Source organism: Ideonella sp. (genome assembly GCF_044358605.1).
Taxonomy (GTDB): Bacteria; Pseudomonadota; Gammaproteobacteria; order Burkholderiales; family Burkholderiaceae_C; genus Ideonella.
In genome coordinates this window covers 48,842-66,671 of the sequence record NZ_JBIKNQ010000002.1, presented here as the reverse complement: position 1 = coordinate 66,671, position 17,830 = coordinate 48,842, and the positions used below count along the sequence as shown (strand labels likewise).

The 17,830-nt window shown below is 62.1% G+C and carries 17 protein-coding genes and 1 pseudogene; 10 read left to right on the top strand and 8 right to left on the bottom strand.

What is annotated here, in order from left to right; translation table 11 throughout:
* Positions 1-179: 179 nt before the first annotated feature.
* The 3 genes from purH to dusB are packed head-to-tail and all read right to left on the bottom strand — an operon-like array spanning position 180 to position 3,108.
* A complete protein-coding gene (gene purH / locus ACIQ3Q_RS01155) occupies positions 180-1,760 on the bottom strand; it encodes a bifunctional phosphoribosylaminoimidazolecarboxamide formyltransferase/IMP cyclohydrolase (protein WP_396267115.1) in 1,581 nt (526 codons plus the stop codon).
* Positions 1,761-1,790: 30 nt separating this feature from the next.
* Complete coding sequence (locus tag ACIQ3Q_RS01150) at positions 1,791-2,027, bottom strand: Fis family transcriptional regulator (protein WP_396267114.1); 237 nt, start codon at positions 2,025-2,027, stop codon at positions 1,791-1,793.
* Between the two features lie 43 nt (positions 2,028-2,070).
* Positions 2,071-3,108 carry a tRNA dihydrouridine synthase DusB gene (gene dusB, locus ACIQ3Q_RS01145; RefSeq protein ID WP_396267113.1) on the bottom strand — a complete coding sequence of 346 codons (1,038 nt, stop codon included), beginning with the start codon at positions 3,106-3,108 and terminating at the stop codon, positions 2,071-2,073.
* A 94-nt stretch (positions 3,109-3,202) separates the two neighbouring features.
* Between dusB and ACIQ3Q_RS01140 the strand changes: the two genes are divergently transcribed.
* Both ACIQ3Q_RS01140 and ACIQ3Q_RS01135 read left to right on the top strand, forming a co-directional pair.
* On the top strand, positions 3,203-3,703 hold the full coding sequence (locus tag ACIQ3Q_RS01140; RefSeq protein ID WP_396267112.1) for a YqaA family protein: 501 nt from the start codon (positions 3,203-3,205) through the stop codon (positions 3,701-3,703).
* Positions 3,704-3,792: 89 nt separating this feature from the next.
* Positions 3,793-5,286 (top strand): annotated as a pseudogene (locus tag ACIQ3Q_RS01135) (carboxypeptidase M32).
* A 71-nt stretch (positions 5,287-5,357) separates the two neighbouring features.
* Here ACIQ3Q_RS01135 and ACIQ3Q_RS01130 read toward each other — a convergent pair.
* Positions 5,358-5,999: a phasin family protein gene (locus ACIQ3Q_RS01130; RefSeq protein ID WP_396267111.1), complete on the bottom strand. Its 642-nt coding sequence runs from the start codon at positions 5,997-5,999 to the stop codon at positions 5,358-5,360.
* 201 nt (positions 6,000-6,200) lie between these two features.
* Here ACIQ3Q_RS01130 and ACIQ3Q_RS01125 point away from each other — a divergent pair, with 201 nt between their 5' ends.
* Positions 6,201-8,204: an SDR family oxidoreductase gene (locus ACIQ3Q_RS01125; RefSeq protein ID WP_396267110.1), complete on the top strand. Its 2,004-nt coding sequence runs from the start codon at positions 6,201-6,203 to the stop codon at positions 8,202-8,204.
* Between the two features lie 16 nt (positions 8,205-8,220).
* On the opposite strand, the gene ACIQ3Q_RS01120 is transcribed toward ACIQ3Q_RS01125, so the two are convergent.
* The 4 genes from ACIQ3Q_RS01120 to ACIQ3Q_RS01105 all read right to left on the bottom strand — a co-directional run bounded on the left by ACIQ3Q_RS01120 (position 8,221) and on the right by ACIQ3Q_RS01105 (position 11,755).
* A complete protein-coding gene (locus tag ACIQ3Q_RS01120; RefSeq protein WP_396267109.1) occupies positions 8,221-9,396 on the bottom strand; it encodes an ATP-binding protein in 1,176 nt (391 codons plus the stop codon).
* 584 nt (positions 9,397-9,980) lie between these two features.
* Complete coding sequence (locus ACIQ3Q_RS01115) at positions 9,981-10,265, bottom strand: helix-hairpin-helix domain-containing protein (RefSeq protein WP_396267108.1); 285 nt, start codon at positions 10,263-10,265, stop codon at positions 9,981-9,983.
* Entirely contained in the window at positions 10,265-11,038 is a 774-nt protein-coding gene (locus ACIQ3Q_RS01110) for a hypothetical protein (RefSeq protein WP_396267106.1), read from the bottom strand. The genes ACIQ3Q_RS01115 and ACIQ3Q_RS01110 overlap by 1 nt, the downstream gene beginning before the upstream one ends.
* Positions 11,039-11,092: 54 nt before the next feature.
* Entirely contained in the window at positions 11,093-11,755 is a 663-nt protein-coding gene (locus tag ACIQ3Q_RS01105; protein ID WP_396267105.1) for a TetR/AcrR family transcriptional regulator, read from the bottom strand.
* A gap of 239 nt (positions 11,756-11,994) precedes the next feature.
* Between ACIQ3Q_RS01105 and ACIQ3Q_RS01100 the strand changes: the two genes are divergently transcribed.
* From ACIQ3Q_RS01100 to hisG, 7 genes are all read left to right on the top strand, one after another.
* Positions 11,995-12,579, top strand: coding sequence for an outer membrane beta-barrel protein (locus tag ACIQ3Q_RS01100; RefSeq protein WP_396267104.1), 585 nt, complete (start codon positions 11,995-11,997; stop codon positions 12,577-12,579).
* A gap of 60 nt (positions 12,580-12,639) precedes the next feature.
* Positions 12,640-13,581, top strand: a complete 942-nt coding sequence (locus tag ACIQ3Q_RS01095; protein ID WP_396267103.1) for an ABC transporter ATP-binding protein — start codon at positions 12,640-12,642, stop codon at positions 13,579-13,581.
* Complete coding sequence (locus ACIQ3Q_RS01090) at positions 13,578-14,366, top strand: ABC transporter permease (protein WP_396267102.1); 789 nt, start codon at positions 13,578-13,580, stop codon at positions 14,364-14,366. The genes ACIQ3Q_RS01095 and ACIQ3Q_RS01090 overlap by 4 nt, the downstream gene beginning before the upstream one ends.
* Positions 14,367-14,518: 152 nt before the next feature.
* Entirely contained in the window at positions 14,519-15,493 is a 975-nt protein-coding gene (locus tag ACIQ3Q_RS01085; RefSeq protein WP_396267101.1) for a hypothetical protein, read from the top strand.
* Between the two features lie 56 nt (positions 15,494-15,549).
* Complete coding sequence (locus ACIQ3Q_RS01080; RefSeq protein WP_396267100.1) at positions 15,550-15,816, top strand: BolA family protein; 267 nt, start codon at positions 15,550-15,552, stop codon at positions 15,814-15,816.
* Positions 15,817-15,891: 75 nt separating this feature from the next.
* Positions 15,892-17,178 carry a UDP-N-acetylglucosamine 1-carboxyvinyltransferase gene (murA, locus tag ACIQ3Q_RS01075; protein WP_396267099.1) on the top strand — a complete coding sequence of 429 codons (1,287 nt, stop codon included), beginning with the start codon at positions 15,892-15,894 and terminating at the stop codon, positions 17,176-17,178.
* Between the two features lie 11 nt (positions 17,179-17,189).
* On the top strand, positions 17,190-17,828 hold the full coding sequence (hisG, locus tag ACIQ3Q_RS01070; RefSeq protein WP_396267098.1) for an ATP phosphoribosyltransferase: 639 nt from the start codon (positions 17,190-17,192) through the stop codon (positions 17,826-17,828).
* The last annotated feature ends 2 nt before the right edge of the window (positions 17,829-17,830 follow it).

Below are 17,830 nucleotides of genomic sequence, written 5' to 3'. Positions count from 1 at the left end.
TCGTCATCGGCTTGTGCGCGCCAAGCTTGAAGCGCGCAGCACGAAGCCCTTCTAGGCTAGAGGGAAAGTGGGGGCCGCAGTGGGGGGTGAAGCGGGGCGAAGCTGGCCTAGTTCAGCGCATGAAAAACGGCGCCCGCAGGCGCCGTGAATGCTGGATGCCCCTGAGGAGCCGAGGGTATTCAGTGGCGGAAGTGCCGCACGCCCGTGAAGACCATGGCAATGCCGCGCTCGTCGGCGGCGGCAATCACCTCTTCGTCGCGCATGGAGCCACCTGGCTGGATGACGCAAGACGCCCCGGCGTCGACCACCACGTCCAGGCCGTCGCGGAAGGGGAAGAAGGCGTCGCTGGCGACGGCCGAGTTCACCAGGGTCAGGCCGGCGTTCTCAGCCTTGATGGAGGCGATGCGGGCCGAGTCGATGCGGCTCATCTGGCCCGCACCCACGCCCAAAGTCATGCCGCCCGCGCAGAAGACGATGGCATTGCTCTTGACGTACTGGCCCACCGTCCAAGCGAACATCAGGTCTTGCAGTTGCTGGGCCGTGGGCTGCAGCTTGGTGACGACCTTCAGGTCGCTGGCCTTCAGGAAGTGGTTGTCGGCGGTTTGCACCAGGATGCCTGAGCCCACGCGCTTCACATCTTGGGCATTGCGGCCTTGGTCCCAGGGGCGGGCGCCGCCTGGGGGCAGGGCGATCTCCATCAGGCGCACATTGGCCTTGGGCGCGAAGATGGCGCGGGCTTCGTCGGTGAAGGCGGGGGCCATCAGCACTTCGACGAACTGCTTGGCCACCAGTTGGGCGGCGGCCGCGTCCACAGGGCGGTTGAAGGCGATGATGCCGCCAAAGGCGCTGGTCGGGTCGGTCTTGAAGGCCTTGCTGTAGGCCTCGGCGGCGTCCACACCCACGGCCACGCCGCAGGGGTTGGCGTGCTTGATGATGACGCAGGCGGGGGCCTCAAAGCTCTTGACGCATTCCCAGGCGGCGTCGGCGTCGGCGATGTTGTTGTAGGACAGCTCTTTGCCCTGCAGCTGCTTGCCGGTGACCAGCGCGCCGGGAGCGGGGAAGAGGTCGCGGTAGAGCGCGGCGGTTTGGTGGCTGTTCTCGCCGTAGCGCAGGTCTTGCACCTTCACAAAGGTGCTGTTCATCTGGGCGGGATATTCGGCCAGGGCGCCGTCGTCTTGGCGGGCCGACAGGTAGTTGCTGATGGCCGCGTCGTACTGGGCAATGCGGTTGAACGCGGCCACGCTGCAGGCAAAGCGGGTGGCGGTGCTGGTGTGGCCGCTGGCCTTCAGCTCGGCCAACACGCCGGCGTATTGGCCGGCGTCGGTCAGCACGGTGACGTCTTTCCAGTTCTTGGCGGCAGAGCGCACCATGGCCGGGCCGCCGATGTCGATGTTCTCGATCGCCTCTTCCAAGGTGCAGCCGGGCTTGGCCACCGTGGCTTCAAAGGGGTAGAGGTTGACCGCCAGGATGTCGATGGTGGCAATGCCGTGCTGGGCAATGGCGGCCATGTGCTCGGGCAGGTCGCGGCGGGCCAGCAGGCCGCCGTGGATGGTGGGGTGCAGGGTCTTGACCCGGCCGTCCAGCATCTCGGGGAAGCCGGTGTGCTCGGCCACCTCGGTGACGGGCAGGCCCGCGTCGGCCAGCAGCTTGGCGGTGCCACCGGTGGACAAAAGGCGAACGTTCAGGCTGTGCAGTTCGCGGGCGAATTCGAGGATGCCAGTTTTGTCTGACACCGAAATCAGGGCAGTGAGTTGAGCCATGTGGGGCCTAGGGTTGGATTGAAAAACGAATTACTTGATGAGCTTGTGGTCCAGCAGCTTGCGGCGCAGGGTGTTGCGGTTGATGCCCAACCACTCAGCGGCCTTGCTTTGATTGCCTTCGGCTTGGCGCATCACTACTTCGAGCAGCGGCTTCTCCACGGTCAGGATCACCATGTCGTGCAGGGAGTGGGGTTCGGAGCCGTGCAGGTCGGCGAAATACTGGTCCAGCGTTTCGCGGACGCATTCTTCAATGCTCTTCTTGCTCATGGTGTGCTTTGGGGCAGGCGGCGGGTGAGTGGCTGCATGCGACTCAGGCCTGCTGTTCAAGGAGATCGTGATTGGCCGCTTCAGCGACAGGAAGATGAGTGTGCTGCTCGGCCAGTTGGGCAAAGTAGTCACTGACGGCCTGCCATTGACGCTGGCTGTCATCCAAAAGGTTCATGGTCTGCCGAAAGGCTTCGCCACCCGGCAGGCCTTTGACGGCCCAGCCGATGTGTTTACGGGCACTGCGCACGCCAGCGTCTTCACCGTACAGGCTGTAGTGGTCGAGCAAGTGCTCGGTCAGCCAGTGATGCACATCACGGGTCAGGGGCGCTGGGCGCAACTCACCATGGGCCAGATAGTGCGCAATGTCGCCAAAGATCCAAGGCTGGCCCTGGGCGGCGCGGCCGATCATCACGGCATCCGCGCCGGTGGACTGAAGCACCTGAGCGGCCTTCTGCGGCGAGTCGATGTCGCCATTGGCGACCACCGGGATGCGCAGCGCCGCTTTGACGGCCGCGATGGTGTCGTACTCGGCGTGCCCCTTGTAGCCTTGCTCGCGTGTGCGGCCATGCACGGTGACCATGGCCACCCCGGCGCTCTCGGCCGCGAGTGCAATGCGCAGGGCATTGCGCTCGCTCGCGCACCAGCCGGTGCGCATCTTCAGGGTCACAGGCACTTGGCGTGGTGCGCACGCCGCCACCACGGCTTCAATGATGGCCAGGGCGCCCAATTCGTCGCGCATCAAGGCTGAGCCCGCCCATTTATTGCACACCTTTTTGGCGGGGCAGCCCATGTTGATGTCGATGATCTGCGCGCCGCGGTCGATGTTGTAGGCGGCGGCCTCGGCCATCATGGTGGCGTCGGTGCCGGCAATCTGCACGGCAATGGGGCCAGGCTCGCCCTCATGGTTGGCGCGGCGCGAGGTTTTCAGCGAATTCCACAGGTCTTTGCGGGAGGTCACCATCTCGCTGACCGCATAACCCGCACCCAGCCGTTTACAAAGTTGCCGAAACGGGCGGTCCGTGACCCCGGCCATCGGGGCGACGAACAGCCGATTCGGCAGTGCGTAGGGGCCGATGTGCATGGTGGAGTAGGGGGCAGAACTGCTGAAAAAGGAGGCAGAAGTATAGCCGCCCAGGGGTGCTGGCCTTGGAGTCATCGGGGCGACAATGTCGGCCATGGACGCATGGTTGACGCCTTTGTTGGAGACCCTGGCACTGCCCTCGGTGGGCTTGCCGGCGGTGTTTGTGATCTCGCTGCTGTCGGCCACGCTCTTGCCCATGGGCTCTGAGCCTGCGGTGATGGCCATGGTCACACTGGACCCCAGCTTGTTTTGGCCCACTATTGCGGTGGCCACGGTGGGTAACACCTTGGGCGGGGTCATCAGTTGGTGGATGGGCCGTGGGGCCGAGCAGTTGTACGAGCGTGCTTATGAGAAAGTGCGCCATCGCTCTCCCCATGAGCTGCGTGCGATGGCTTGGCTGAAGCGCTTTGGCCCCAAAGCCTGCCTGTTGAGCTGGCTGCCGCTTGTGGGGGACCCCTTGTGCGCGGTGGCCGGTTGGCTGCGCCTGGATTTTTGGCCCTGTGTGCTCTACATGGCCATTGGCAAGTTCATTCGCTTTGTGGTTTACACGGCGCTGCTCTTGTGGTGGTTTCCGGGTTTGTCCGCAGCGGCCTAAGATGTTTTTGCTAACTGTTTAAGTACGTGCCGTTGGGGTGTATTGCCGCTATAGTCGCGCCCACTTGTCAGCTCATGAAGAAGTTGTAGATGTCTTCCCACACCCCCGCCTATGACGCGCTGACGCGCACCTATCGTCAGATTCACCACTTTTCGCACTTGCAGAGCATCGTCTCTTGGGACACGGCGGTGAACATGCCGCCCCAGGGCAATGGCGCCCGTTCCGCAGCCATGAGCGAGATGGCCACTTTGCTGCATAGGCTGCGCACCGACCCCAGCTTGGCGCAGCACCTGGCGCAGGCCCAGGCAGAAGCGCTGGACGACACTCAACGCGCCAACCTGCGTGAGGTCCGCCGCGACTGGGCCATGAGCAACAGCTTGCCTGAGCGCCTGGTCGAGCAGCGCTCGCTGGCTACAGCGAAATGTGAACATGCGTGGCGCAGCCAGCGTCCGGCCAACGATTGGGCGGGCTTTTTGCCCAACCTCAAGGCCGTGCTGGCCGTGGCCCGCGAAGAAGCGCAACTGTTGTCTGAACGCAGCGGCTTGGGCCCTTATGACGCGCTGATGGACCTGTACGAGCCTGGCATGCGCGCCAGCACCGTCGAGGCTGTGTTTGGCGAGGTGCGCCAATGGCTGCCCGGGCTGATCCAGCAGGTGATGGCCCGGCAAGCCCAGGAAACGGTGATTCAGCCTGAGGGCCCTTACCCCATTGCAGCGCAAAAGGGCTTGTGTGAGCAGGTGATGCGCTTGCTGCAGTTCAACTTTGAGGCCGGCCGCTTGGATGTCTCCACCCACCCCTTCTCGGGTGGTGTGCCGGAAGACGTGCGCATGACCACGCGCTTCAAGGAAGATGACTTCCTGCAAAGCCTGCTGGCCACCATCCACGAGACGGGCCATGGGCGCTACGAGCAAAACCTGCCGCGTGAACTGCTGGGCCAGCCGGTGTCTTGGGCGCGCTCTATGGCTTTGCACGAGAGCCAAAGCTTGTCGTTTGAGATGCAGTTGGGCAGCCATCCGGGCTTTGCCGGCTTGCTGGCGCCCTTGGTGGCCCAGGCCTTTGGCGACCAGCCCGCGTTTGAGGCGGGCAACTTGAATCGTTTGATGACGCGGGTCCAGCCAGGCCTGATTCGGGTGGATGCCGACGAGGTGACTTATCCCGCCCATGTGATCTTGCGCTTTGAGATCGAGCGTGCCTTGATCAGCGGCGAGGCCGAGGCCGAAGACATTCCCGCGCTGTGGGATGCGTTGATGCAAGAGTTGTTGGGCTTGGACACCCGTGGTGATTACCGCAACGGCCCCATGCAAGACGTGCACTGGCCGGAGGGCATGTTTGGCTACTTCCCCTGCTATTCGCTGGGAGCCATGTACGCCGCTCAGTGGTTTGCCGCCATTCGCTAGGCCCACCCCGACCTTGACACCCGCATTGCGGCGGGCGATTTGACCGTGGTGTTTGACTGGTTGCGCCAGAACATCTGGCTGCAGGGCAGCCGCTGGACCACCGATGAGTTGGCCCTGCGCGCCAGCGGTGAGACGCTGAACCCGGCCCACTTCCGCCGCCACTTGGTGACGCGCTACCTGGGCTGATCTCCGCCAGCCGCCCAGCAAAAAGGCCACCGCATGCGGTGGCCTTTTGTGTTTGTGGCTGCGCTTCAGCGTCAGGCAGCAGTAGCCGGAGTGGCGCTAGCGGCCGCCTTCTTGGCCGGTGCGCGTTTGGCCACAGGCTTTGCGGCTGCTTTAGCAGCAGGCTTCACGGCCTTCTTGGCGGGGGCGGCGGCCTTCACGGGCTTTGCAGCGGGCTTGGCAGCAGGCTTAGCCGCTGCAGCCTTCTTGGCGGCGGGCTTCTTGGGGGCTTCAACCTTGCCACCCAGCTTGGCCACGGCCGCGCTCAGGGCGTCGACCTTGGCGTGCAGCTCAGCCAGGTCTTGGCCATTGGGCACGCCCAACTTGGCCAGGGCCTTAGCGGTGCGGCTCTCAAAAATGCCTTCCAGCTTGTCCCAAGAGGCACCGGCCTTGTGGGTGACTTCACCGGCCATGGCGCTCATCTTGCCGGTGACTTCGCCCAAGCGGTCTTCGGCCACGCTCTGGGTTTTGCGCTGCAGGTTCACACCTTCTTTGACCAGGGCTTCAAAGACCTTGCCGCCTTCTTCCTGGGCCTTGGCAAAAGCGCCCATGCCGGCCAACCAGATCTGCTGGGCCGAGGCCTTCACGGCGCCTGCCAAACGGCTGTCCAGCCCATCCAACATGCCTGCGGGGGCAGCAGCCTTTTGCTCAGCCATTTTCTTCAGCTTCTTGACCATGATGACTTTCCTCTCAAGTGGTGATCTGGTGGAGATGCCTGATGGCAACTCGAATGAATGCAGTGTAGGAGCGCGCGCCTGGGGACTACATCCTAATTCCCTAGAGTGAGCCATCTATCTGGGGTAAGCGCGCACAAAAAGCCACGGGGCGCAGGCTGACAATCTGCTGCATCCACTGATTCAACGGGTTTGGAGACTGGCATGCAATATTTCGTGACTGGGGCAACGGGTTTCATTGGCAAGCGCTTGGTGAAGAAGCTGCTGGCCCGTAGAGGGGCGACCGTGCATTTCTTGCTGCGCCCGGGCAGCGAGGGCAAGGTGCCCGACCTGCTGAGCTTCTGGGGTGTCTCTAAGCAGCGCGCCATTCCGGTGATGGGGGACCTGACCAGCCGCAAGCTGGGCGTGGCCGCCGACGTGATCAAGAGCCTGAAGGGCCAGATCGACGCGGTCTACCACTTGGCCGCCGTGTACGACTTGGGCGCCGATGAAGACAGCCAGGTGCAGGTCAACATTGAAGGCACCCGAAACCTGGTGGAGTTTGCCAAGGCGGTGGACGCCGGCCATGTGCACCATGTGTCCTCCATTGCCGCGGCGGGCTTGTATGAGGGCGTGTTCCGCGAGGACATGTTCAACGAGGCCGAGAACCTCGACCACCCGTACTTCATGACCAAGCACGAGAGCGAGAAGATCGTGCGCACCGAGTGCAAGCTGCCCTGGACGGTCTACCGCCCCGCCTTGGTGGTGGGCGATTCGACCACCGGCGAGGCCGACAAGATCGACGGCCCTTACTACTTCTTCAAGCTGATCCAGCGCATGCGCCAACTGCTGCCGCCCTGGATGCCCACCGTGGGCCTGGAAGGCGGGCGCATCAACATCGTGCCAGTGGACTTTGTGGTCAATGCGCTGGACCACATCTCGCACAGCAAGCATGAGCTGAAGAGCCAGTGCTTCCACTTGGTGGACCCGGTGGGCTACCGCGTGGGTGATGTGCTGGACATCTTTGCCAAGGCGGCCCATGCGCCCAAGATGAATGTGTTCGTCAATGCGGCGCTGATGGGCTTCATTCCCAAGGGCGTCAAGAAAGGCCTGATGGCGTTGGCACCGGTACGCCGCGTCTATAACGCCGTGATGAAGGACTTGGGCTTGCCCGAGGACATGTTCACCTTCATCAACTACCCCACGCGCTTTGACTGCCGCCAGACGGCCGCCGCGCTCAAGGGCAGCGGCATTGAGTGCCCCAAGCTGAACGACTATGCGTGGCGCCTGTGGGACTACTGGGAGCGCAACCTTGACCCCGACCTCTTCATCGACCGCAGCCTCAAGGGCTCGGTCGGCGGCAAAGTGGTGTTGGTGACGGGCGGCTCATCCGGCATTGGCTTGGCGGCGGCCATCAAGTTTGCCGAGGCCGGTGCCATCACCATCATTTGCGCACGGGGTGAGGACAAACTGGCCGAAGCCGTGGCCGAGATCAAGGCCAAGGCGGGCAAGGACGCCCAAGTGCACAGCTACTCGGTGGACATCTCCGACGAAGTGGGTTGCGCCGCCTTTGTGAAGACCCTGGAGGAAGTGCATGGCGGGGTGGACTACCTGATCAACAACGCTGGCCGCTCCATCCGCCGCGCGATTGAAAACAGCTACGACCGCTTCCATGACTTTGAGCGCACCATGCAGCTCAATTACTTTGGCTGCCTGCGCATCACCATGGGCCTGCTGCCCGGCATGGTGGCCAAGCGCAAAGGCCATGTGGTGAACATCAGCTCCATCGGCGTGCTGACCAACGCCCCGCGCTTCTCGGCCTATGTGGCGTCCAAGTCGGCGCTAGACGCCTGGACCCGCTGCGCCAGCAGCGAGTTTGCCGACCAAGGCATCAGCTTCACCACCATCAACATGCCCTTGGTGCGCACCCCCATGATTGCGCCGACCAAGATCTACAACAACGTGCCCACGCTCTCACCCGAAGAAGCCGCCGACATGATCGCCGAGGCCTGTGTCTACAAGCCCGTGCGCATTGCCACCCGCTTGGGCATCTTTGGCCAAGTGCTGCATGCGACCGTGCCCCGCGTGGCCCAGATCGTCATGAACACCAGCTTCCGCATGTTCCCCGACTCCGACGCCGCCAAGGGCGACAAGGCCAAGGGCGAGAAGCCCAAGCTGTCTGCCGAAGCGATGGCGCTGCAGCAGATGATGCGGGGGATTCACTTCTGATGCGGCGTTGCTGGCACTATGCACTGCCTAGTGTCAGCCTCTGCGACAGGCCTCGCAGAGTGATTGCAGTCACACCATCACCCACAGGGTAGGGCTCGTCGTCAGTGCCACCGTGAACCAGAAATCGGTGCCTTGGTTGCAGGTCTTCACAGGCGCTGTAAAAGCCTCTGCGTGGTTTGGCGTGGGTGCTGCGCTTCACTTCAATGGCCATCAGACCTAAGCTTGGGGTCTCCACCAGCAGGTCGATTTCGGCACCGTTGCTGCTGCGATAGAAGCCGCACTGCGCTTCGCGTGGCGCGGCATTGAGCAAGGTTTCGATGGCGAAGCCTTCCCAACTGTTGCCCACCACGGGGTGGGCCAACAAGGCTTCGTGTGTTGGCAGCCCCAGCAAGGCGTGCAGCAAGCCACTGTCGCGCACATAGATTTTGGGCGACTTGACCAAGCGCTTGCCCAGGTTGCTGTGCCAGGGGGGCAGCTTGCGCATCAGCATTAAGTCGGTCAGCATGTCCAGATATCGATGCACGGTTTTGGCGTCGATCATCAGGCTCTTGGCGAGCTGTGATGCGTCCAGCAAGCCACCCTGCAGATGGGCCAGCATGGTCCACAGTCTGCGCAGGGTTTGCGCCGGTATGCGGGCTCCATAACTGGGCAGTTCGCGTTCCAGGTAAGTGCTGATGAGGTTCTGTCGCCAGGTCAGGCTTTTGGCGTCGCTGCTGGCTAACAGGCTGTTCGGAAAGCCACCGCGCAACCATAGCGCTGTTTGTTCTGCCTGAGGCAATTCCAGCGTCTGCAAAGGAGGCAACTCCAAGTAGGCCACGCGCCCGGCCAAGCTTTCGCCAGACTGCCGCAACAACTCACCGGAGGCCGAGCCCAGCAGCAAAAAGCGGCCGCCAGTCTGCCCAGGGCGGCGACCTTCGTCGATCAGGCTGCGCAGGACGGGAAACAGCTCTGGCATGTGCTGCACCTCATCCAGTATCACCAGCCGCTGTCGATTCAGCGTGAGATAGGCCTCTGGGTCGGTGAGCTTTTGGCGGTCGCTGGGACGCTCAATGTCCAAATACACCGCTGAACGCGTATCCCCGACTTGACGGGCCAGTGTGGTCTTGCCGACTTGACGCGCCCCTAGCAGGGCCACAGCCGGGTAGTCTGCCAGCGCGACCTCAAGAGTGGAGAGCAATTGGCGATCAATCATCCATGCATTATAAGGAACATAATCCTATTTTGCATGGTTAAAATTATGGCATCGGCAAGGCTTCAGCGCGCGCAAACTGAGGATCTCAAAGCCTGTGCCATGGTGAGAGTTGAGGGGAAGCGAAGAACTCGCAGAAAGGATAAGTGGCGCTCAGGAGGGATCAAGCGTCTCTCCCGGCGTTGATGTGGAGGCAGCCTTGGCTGATCTCCGCCCAGGGACAGCATGTTTCAGCCTCTTCGGAGACTTCCTTCTAAAGGCCTTCCAAACGGGCTTCTTGGTAGACGTTGACTCTGCTCGGCTGGAATCTTCGTCTCGATCACTTTCCTGTCGCGCTTCCATGAACTCTGTGATGACGCCTGTTTGGAAAAGGGCAGCTAGGAATAGAAATACTCCGATAAGTGCCCAATTGGGTACGCCCAAGAACGACCAAAAATCCTTGGTCAGAATCAAGGCGACGCCCAAAATCCAGATCCTAAAGAGCATCGTTATAGAAGATCCAGAATAGAAGGAAGATAAAAGCGAAACATCTCCAAGGGCTAGTGCGGTTCAATGGCTGCCAGTGGCACTTGCAGACCTTCATCTAGTCAAGCCAAAGTGCGTTTGCGTTGCTGTGTGAAAGCCCACCACGGCAGCGATGGGCCGCCCTCCATGAACGTGGTGACGGACAGGAAGACGTCAATGACGCAGGGGTCATGCCGCACACCCGTCAGCGCACAGAGGCGCTGGTGAAGCTCAAAGGCATCTTTCCCGATGAGATCGGCAGGAGCTTGAATACCCAAGATCTGCAAATCCTTGGCACCGGCCGGGCCGATGTTGGGCAGGTCGGTGAGCCGCGTCAGGCGTGCTCGGTCGACCTTGCCTGGGTGCATCAGTCTTCCAACTCTGCCTTGGCCATTTCAATGTCCAGGCGCTCCATCGCGTCCATGGCTTCGCAGGCGGCGGCATCGGCATAGAGTTGCTCGGCTTCGGCCATTTTTTTGTCGCCTTCGAGCATGACCAAGCCATTGGCGTACTCGACCATGGCGATGGCACTGCCGGGGTTGAGCTTGAGGGCCTGCTTGTACATCTTCAGGCCAGTGGCGGCGTCGGCGCCTTGGGTTTTGCCCAGCAGCTTGCCGACTTTGTCGATCACCTCGGCGTGGAAGGCCCCCAGGCCGATGTGGGCGTCGGCATGCTTGGGCTCCAACTTGATGGTGGTTTCCAGCGCGTTCTTGACCTTGGAGCCCAGGCCTTGGGCCAGGGCCTTGGCCACGCTGATGCCTTGGCTGTAGCGGCCCAGGGCATAGGCCATTTGGTACCAAGCATTGGCATTCTTGGGCTCGGCGGCGGCTTGGGCTTCGGCGCGGGCGGCGACTTCTTCAAACAGGGCGAGCTTGGTCTTTTCGCTCTTCTCAAGATAGTTGGCGTAGATGCTTTGGGCGCGGTTGGCGACGTTCACGCCCGCACCGCCTGCCTTTAAGCCCGCCTCAACGGCCTTTTGGAATTGGCCGGAGTGGTAGAGCACCCAGGCGGCCTGCACGGCTTCGTCTTTGGGCCAGGGCTCGGCATCACCGATGTGCAGGCGTGCCCAGTGTTTCTTGAGGGTGGCCGCACTGTAGGTGTAGTCGGCGGCGTCATAGGGGAAGGCGGTCCATTTGGCCATGTCGTGTCTCCATCTCTTATTTGAGGGCAGCACGCGGGTGGTGCTGCGGGGGCCTTACTCAGTGTGTTGTCGGTAGGCGTTGCTGAGTTTTTGCAGGTGCTCTCGGGCGTCGGGTTCCAGATAAGGGCTGACCAGGCTCAACACATGGCCGGCACCACGCGCCAGGGTGGCGGCGGCGTGTTCGGGCTCCAAGGCTTTGCGGGGCTCGCGCACATATTCGTAGCTCAGCCAATAGGTGAGCACCACCACCATGGCGGTGGCGGTGGCGGCGGCGTCGAGCTTGTCGAGCCGCATGGCGCTGCCGCGGGCCAGGCCTGTGAGCAGGCTCTCCACCGCGCGGCTCTTGTGCTTGAGCACGAACTGGAAGTGGGTCTCTAGGCGCCGGTTCTTACTGAGCAGGTCGTTCAGGTCGCGGTACAGGAAGCGGTAACCCCAGATCAGCTCAAAGAGCATGTGGAAGAAGAGCCAAGCGTCTTCCACATTGCGCACGTCTTCTGCGGCCAGCAGCAGCTCGTTGAGCCCCTTTTCGTAGCGATCAAACAGGGCGTTGATCAGCTCGTCTTTGGCGGGGTAGTGGTAGTACAGGTTGCCGGGGCTGATGCCCAACTCCGCCGAGATCAGCGTGGTCGAGACATTGGGTTCACCGAAGCGGTTGAACAGGTCCAGCGTCACTTCAAGAATGCGCTCGGCGGTACGGCGGGGCTTTTTGGTGGTCATGGAGGGGCGCAGTGTTCAGACGCAATCTAGCACCATCTTTCGCGTCGTCGATGGGTGGCACTCCCTAGGTGTCGTTCTGGCTTGCCCTCATAGCGTCAACGGTGCCGGTGTCGGAAATCAACCACGGTCCCTCCCATGAACCAAGGAGGCGAGTCTGCCGACGCATGTCCCCTTCCTCGTTTCGGACGAAGCGTTTGCAAAAATGGGACCCCCTTAGCACTTCATGATGACGTTGTTTTATGTCGACTAAAAAGCTTGTAAGCGCTGCTGCGGCAGCGATGTTGTTGGGCATGACCGGTGTGGCGCACGCTCAATCAGAGGTCACCTACCATCCCTTGATCGGTTTGGGCCTGACCGTCGGTGGCGATAAAGTGGACGAAGCCCGCTACACGGACGGCACCACGGCCAAGATTACGGCAGGCAGTCTGGCTCAGATCTATCTGGGCTTTGAGGCCAGGTTTGAGCTGATGACGGCGCAAATCAACGTGGGGTACCACTTTCAGCGAGCCAATGCCACCAACGGTAGCTTGTCGTATGAGCGCTATCCAGTGGAGCTGCTGGCCCATTACAAGCTGACCCCGCAATGGCGCATTGGCGGCGGTGTGCGCCGCATCTCTGAGGCCAAGCTCAACGGCAGTGGGGTCGCGAGTGGCCGCGACCTGAAGTTGGGTGCCAGCACAGGCCCGGTGTTGGAGGCGGAGTATCTGTTCAGCCCCAACAGTGGGTTGAAGGCGCGTGTTGCCAAGGACAGCTACACCCTGTCGACTGGCAAAGAGGTGGATGGCAGCCACTTTGGCGTGATGTGGACCTACTACTTCAACTGAGAAGCGTAGCTTGCGGAGGCAGCGGGCCGATGGCGGCGCCTGCCTCCCTACAATCTACCGATGATTGCTGTTTCGTTCGACGCCGTCGCCAAGACCTACCAGGGCGCGCGCGGCACGCTTCGTGCGCTCGATGGGGTGTCGTTTGACATCGCCGAGGGCGAGTTTTTTGGTTTGCTAGGCCCCAATGGCGCAGGCAAGACCACACTGATCAGCGTGCTGGCTGGCTTGGGGCGGGCCACCGAAGGCCGTGTCACGGTGATGGGCCATGACGTTGTGGCCGACTACCCTGCCGCGCGCCGCGCCTTGGGGCTGGTGCCGCAAGAACTGGTGTTTGACCCGTTCTTCTCGGTGCGAGAAACCCTGCGCATTCAAAGTGGCTATTTCGGTGTGCGCGGCAATGAGGCCTGGATCGACGAGTTGCTGCAGGGCCTGGGTTTGGCCGACAAGGCGCATGCCAATATGCGCCAGCTCTCTGGCGGCATGAAGCGCCGGGTGCTGGTGGCCCAAGCTTTGGTGCATAAGCCGCCCGTTATCGTGCTGGATGAGCCCACGGCCGGCGTAGATGTCGAACTGCGTCAAACCCTTTGGCAGTTTGTGGCCCAGCTCAACAAGCAGGGCAGCACCGTGCTGCTCACCACGCACTACCTGGAAGAAGCCGAGGCCCTGTGCGGGCGCATTGCCATGCTCAAGGCCGGCAAGGTGGTGGCGCTGGACCGCACGGCCAACCTGCTGGCCGCGGCCAGTGGCAGTGTGCTGCGCTTCAAGACAGACGACGTGCTGCCGCCGCACCTGGCTGAGCACGCGCGCATTACAGGCCGGATGGCCCAGATCCGAACCAAAGATGCACAGGCGGTGGAGGCTGCGCTGGCCAGCCTGCGTGAGGCAAATGTGCGGATTGAAGACCTAGAAATCGGCCGCGCTGACCTGGAAGAGGTGTTCTTGTCCATCATGCAAGCCCCCAGTAGCCCCCGCACCGGCACGGCGCAGGAGGTGCTGGCATGAGCGCTACTCCCAGGCAAACCCATGGCTTGCTGGATGGGGCCCGAACCCTGTTCTACAAAGAGGTGTTGCGTTTCTGGAAGGTGAGCTTTCAGACCGTGGCTGCCCCGGTGCTGACAGCCGTGCTGTACCTGCTGATCTTTGGTCATGTGCTGGAAGACCACGTCAAGGTTTACGGCTCGGTGGGCTACACCGCGTTCTTGATCCCCGGCTTGGTGATGATGAGCGTGTTGCAAAACGCGTTCGCCAACAGCTCGTCCAGCCTGATCCAAAGCAAGATCACGGGCAACATCGTTTTCTTGTTGGTCACCCCGCTGTCGCACTGGGCCTGGTACGTGGCCTATGTGGGCGCATCGGTGGTGCGAGGCCTGGTGGTGGGCACCGGGGTTTTGGTGGTGACGGCGTGGTTCGGCTTGTCCTGGCCGGCCCAGCCGCAGTGGATCCTCGTCTTTGGCCTATTGGGCGCAGTATTGATGGGCTCGCTGGGCTTGATGGCCGGCTTGTGGGCTGAAAAGTTCGATCAGTTGGCCGGGTTCCAGAACTTTTTGGTCATGCCACTGACCATGCTGGCAGGGGTGTTTTACTCGGTCAGCTCGCTGCCACCGTTTTGGCAAGTGGCGAGCCACCTCAATCCGTTTTTCTACATGATCGATGGATTCAGGCGCGGCTTTTTCGGCGTCAGTGACGCCTCGCCCTGGCTCAGCCTGGCTGTGGTTTTGGGCTTCACTGTCGTGGTGGCCGCTTGGACGTTGCGCTTGTTGAAGACCGGCTACAAGCTCAGGCATTGACCTCTATCGTGTTCCTTGGAATCTCCTCACTCTGAGGGATGGCTGAGACAGGTTGTAACATTCATACTCTTGGTCACCCGGTCCCCTCATGGGATCAGGTGGTTCGGAGTGCTGGGGCACGGGCTCTGGGTGTGACAAAGAGGAGAAAGGTCATGACGATGACGGGACTGACAATGTGGCGAGGCCTGCGCGGAGCCCTTTTTGCGGGCTTGATGAGCTTGGTCAGTGTGGCTTGGGCGCAAGTCACGCCACCGCTGTCTTCGCAGGACATGGCCCCTTACTGGGACCCTCAGTGCAATTGCTATCGCAATGTGCCTTGGGGCGGTGAGCGTTGGTTCGAAACCTCGCTGAACCGAGAGGTGTCCCAAGTTTATGACCTCTGGATGCCGCCCATGGCCTCCGAGACGCCCATGCCGCTGGTCATATGGGCCCATGCTTCTGGCAGCGACCATGTCATCCCAAATCGTAAAGGCCCAGTCTATAGAGGCTTGGTCTCGCCTGCGCTGGCGGCAGGCATGGCGGTGATGTCGGTGGAGTTTCGGCACCCCGTAGACAACGCCTATTTGGGGGCTGTTCACCACGATGATCTGCTACATGTCATTCAGTACGCCCGCGCGCTGGCCCCTGCCTTGGGCTTGGACGTGAACAATGTGTTTCTGGCCTCCCGCTCCCGGGGAACCCTGGCGATATGGACGGCGATGCAAGATGACCGAGCACAGCCCGATGGTAGTTTGCAGCAGCAGCAATCCAGCCGAGTGACTGCCGTGTTCGGCATTCAGGCCCAGACCACCTACGCCAGCGAGGAGAACGCGCTCTATCTCTATGAAGAAGAGCGCAAGGCTTACCTCAAGCGCAACCCGGGTAATCCTCTGTTTGGCAGCGCCGTGGCCAGCGCTTCGGCCGATGACCCCCCTGTGCTCATGCGGTATACCCCGGCCTTCTACAGGCGTCTGGTGCACCGCAATGAGCTATCAGCCCACCACCCAGATTACGGCCTCACGCTGTGCCAGCGCTACACGGACCTGGGCATTGGTGAGAAGTGCCTCGCCCAAGACCAAGTGCAGCAGGCTCAGTACTTTGCGGGGGTGATCCCCTTCTTCCAGGCTTTCCTCAAGCCTGCTCGCTGAAAGGGGCGAGGCCAGCAACCTGAGGCTGCTGGCCGGTGGGTGATAATTCGCCCACTATGGCAGACCCCAATCCGGCGCAAGTGCGCTCCTATCTGGCCGCTGGCCTCGCTTGCGAACACCTTGAGGTGGAGGGCGACGGCCGGCACTTCTTTGCCACCATCGTCTCGGCAGAGTTTGAGGGCCTCACGCGTGTGCGTCGCCACCAACGCGTCTATGCCGCATTGGGCGAACGCATGCGCGAAGAAATCCATGCGCTGTCCATGAAGACCCTCACGCCCGCAGAATGGGCGGCAGGCGGCGCGGCGCCACAAGCCAGCCACTGAATTGGTGTTGGGCCATGCGCGCCTGACACTGCTGCAACCCAGCCCTTGGGTTCCTTTTTCTTTCGGATTTTTCTCATGGACAAACTGATCATCCGTGGCGGCCGCCCTCTGAATGGCGAGGTCATCATCTCGGGTGCCAAGAACGCAGCCCTGCCGGAGTTGTGTGCGGCTTTGCTGACGGCCCAGCCGGTGGCCCTGAGCAATGTGCCCAAGCTGCAGGATGTGTCCACCACGCTCAAGCTCTTGCGCCACATGGGGGCCAAGGCGGATCGGTCTGAAGCGCGTGAGGACGAGGTGGTGATCAACGCCGGCTCCGTCAACACCACGGTGGCGCCCTATGAGTTGGTCAAGACCATGCGCGCATCCATCTTGGTGCTAGGCCCGCTGTTGGCCCGCTTTGGCGAGGCCACGGTGTCCTTGCCCGGGGGCTGCGCCATTGGTTCACGCCCGGTGGATCAGCACATCAAGGGCCTGCAAGCCATGGGGGCTGAGATCGTGGTTGAGCACGGCTACATCCAGGCGCGCGCGCCGCTGAACGCTCAAGGCCAGCGCCGCCTGCGCGGGGCGCGCATCACCACCGACATGGTCACCGTCACCGGCACCGAGAACCTGATGATGGCCGCCGTCCTGGCCGAAGGCGAAACGGTGCTGGAAAACGCCGCCCAAGAGCCCGAGATCCCCGACTTGGCCGAGATGCTCATCAAGATGGGGGCCAAGATTGAAGGCCATGGCACGCACCGCATCCGTATCACCGGCGTCGAGGCTTTGCATGCACCCGTGGGCGGCCATCGCATCGTGCCGGACCGGATCGAGACCGGCACCTTTTTGTGCGCCGTGGCTGCCACCGGCGGTGATGTGACGCTGCGCGAAGCGCGGGCCGATCACCTGGACGCGGTGATCGACAAGCTCACCGAAGCCGGGGCCACCATCACCTCAGGCGAAGGCTGGATCCGCGTGCAAGCCAGCGGCCGCCCCAAGGCGGTGAGCTTCCGCACCAGCGAGTACCCCGCTTTCCCGACCGACATGCAGGCCCAGTTCATGGCCGTCAACTGCATTGCCGAAGGTGCTGCCAAGATCAGCGAGACGATTTTTGAAAACCGCTTCATGCACGTCAACGAGCTGATCCGCCTGGGTGCCAAGATCGAAGTTGACGGTCACACGGCCGTGGTGAGCGGCGTCGAGCGCCTCTCCAGCGCCATCGTCATGGCCACCGACCTGCGGGCCTCGGCCAGCTTGGTGATTGCCGGCCTGGTGGCCGACGGCGACACCACGGTGGACCGCATCTACCACCTGGACCGGGGCTACGACCGCATGGAAGCCAAGCTGCGCGGCATTGGCGCTGACATTCAACGTGTGAGCTGAAAGACGCCGCAATGCTGACCCTCGCTCTGTCCAAAGGCCGCATCTTTGAAGAAACCCTGCCCCTGCTGGCCGCTGCGGGCATCACGGTGTTGGAAGACCCTGAGAAAAGCCGCAAGCTGATCCTGCCCACCAACCGCGACGATGTGCGCGTGGTGCTGGTGCGCGCCACCGACGTGCCCACCTATGTGCAGTACGGCGGCGCTGACCTGGGCGTGGCCGGCAAAGATGTGCTCTTGGAGCATGGCGGCGAAGGCCTGTACCAGCCGCTGGACTTGAACATTGCCAAGTGCCGCATGAGCGTGGCGGTGCGCAATGACTTTGACTACGCCGCCGCCGTCAAGCAAGGCTCGCGCATCCGCGTGGCCACCAAGTACACCGAGGTTGCCCGCCAGCACTTTGCCGACAAGGGCGTACACGTGGACCTGATCAAGCTCTACGGCTCTATGGAGTTGGCCCCCCTGACCGGCTTGGCCGACGCCATCGTCGACTTGGTCTCCACCGGCTCAACCCTCAAGGCCAATCATTTGGTGGAGGTGGAGCACTTCATGGACATCTCCTCGCGTCTGGTGGTCAACCAAGCGGCGCTCAAGCTCAAGCGCGAGCAACTCAAGCCCCTGATCGACGCCTTCGCCAGCGCCATTCCCGCCTAAAG

Bases quoted from the DNA above. Each gene is read 5' to 3' on its own strand.
- purH (WP_396267115.1), bottom strand. From the start codon at position 1,760: ATGGCTCAACTCACTGCCCTGATTTCGGTGTCAGACAAAACTGGCATC.
- ACIQ3Q_RS01115 (WP_396267108.1), bottom strand. From the start codon at position 10,265: ATGCACCCAGGCAAGGTCGACCGAGCACGCCTGACGCGGCTCACCGAC.
- ACIQ3Q_RS01105 (WP_396267105.1), bottom strand. From the start codon at position 11,755: ATGACCACCAAAAAGCCCCGCCGTACCGCCGAGCGCATTCTTGAAGTG.
- ACIQ3Q_RS01085 (WP_396267101.1), top strand. From the start codon at position 14,519: ATGACGATGACGGGACTGACAATGTGGCGAGGCCTGCGCGGAGCCCTT.
- ACIQ3Q_RS01150 (WP_396267114.1), bottom strand. From the start codon at position 2,027: ATGAGCAAGAAGAGCATTGAAGAATGCGTCCGCGAAACGCTGGACCAG.
- ACIQ3Q_RS01125 (WP_396267110.1), top strand. From the start codon at position 6,201: ATGCAATATTTCGTGACTGGGGCAACGGGTTTCATTGGCAAGCGCTTG.
- hisG (WP_396267098.1), top strand. From the start codon at position 17,190: ATGCTGACCCTCGCTCTGTCCAAAGGCCGCATCTTTGAAGAAACCCTG.
- murA (WP_396267099.1), top strand. From the start codon at position 15,892: ATGGACAAACTGATCATCCGTGGCGGCCGCCCTCTGAATGGCGAGGTC.
- ACIQ3Q_RS01090 (WP_396267102.1), top strand. From the start codon at position 13,578: ATGAGCGCTACTCCCAGGCAAACCCATGGCTTGCTGGATGGGGCCCGA.
- ACIQ3Q_RS01110 (WP_396267106.1), bottom strand. From the start codon at position 11,038: ATGGCCAAATGGACCGCCTTCCCCTATGACGCCGCCGACTACACCTAC.
- ACIQ3Q_RS01130 (WP_396267111.1), bottom strand. From the start codon at position 5,999: ATGGTCAAGAAGCTGAAGAAAATGGCTGAGCAAAAGGCTGCTGCCCCC.
- dusB (WP_396267113.1), bottom strand. From the start codon at position 3,108: ATGCACATCGGCCCCTACGCACTGCCGAATCGGCTGTTCGTCGCCCCG.
- ACIQ3Q_RS01100 (WP_396267104.1), top strand. From the start codon at position 11,995: ATGTCGACTAAAAAGCTTGTAAGCGCTGCTGCGGCAGCGATGTTGTTG.
- ACIQ3Q_RS01095 (WP_396267103.1), top strand. From the start codon at position 12,640: ATGATTGCTGTTTCGTTCGACGCCGTCGCCAAGACCTACCAGGGCGCG.
- ACIQ3Q_RS01080 (WP_396267100.1), top strand. From the start codon at position 15,550: ATGGCAGACCCCAATCCGGCGCAAGTGCGCTCCTATCTGGCCGCTGGC.
- ACIQ3Q_RS01140 (WP_396267112.1), top strand. From the start codon at position 3,203: ATGGACGCATGGTTGACGCCTTTGTTGGAGACCCTGGCACTGCCCTCG.
- ACIQ3Q_RS01120 (WP_396267109.1), bottom strand. From the start codon at position 9,396: ATGATTGATCGCCAATTGCTCTCCACTCTTGAGGTCGCGCTGGCAGAC.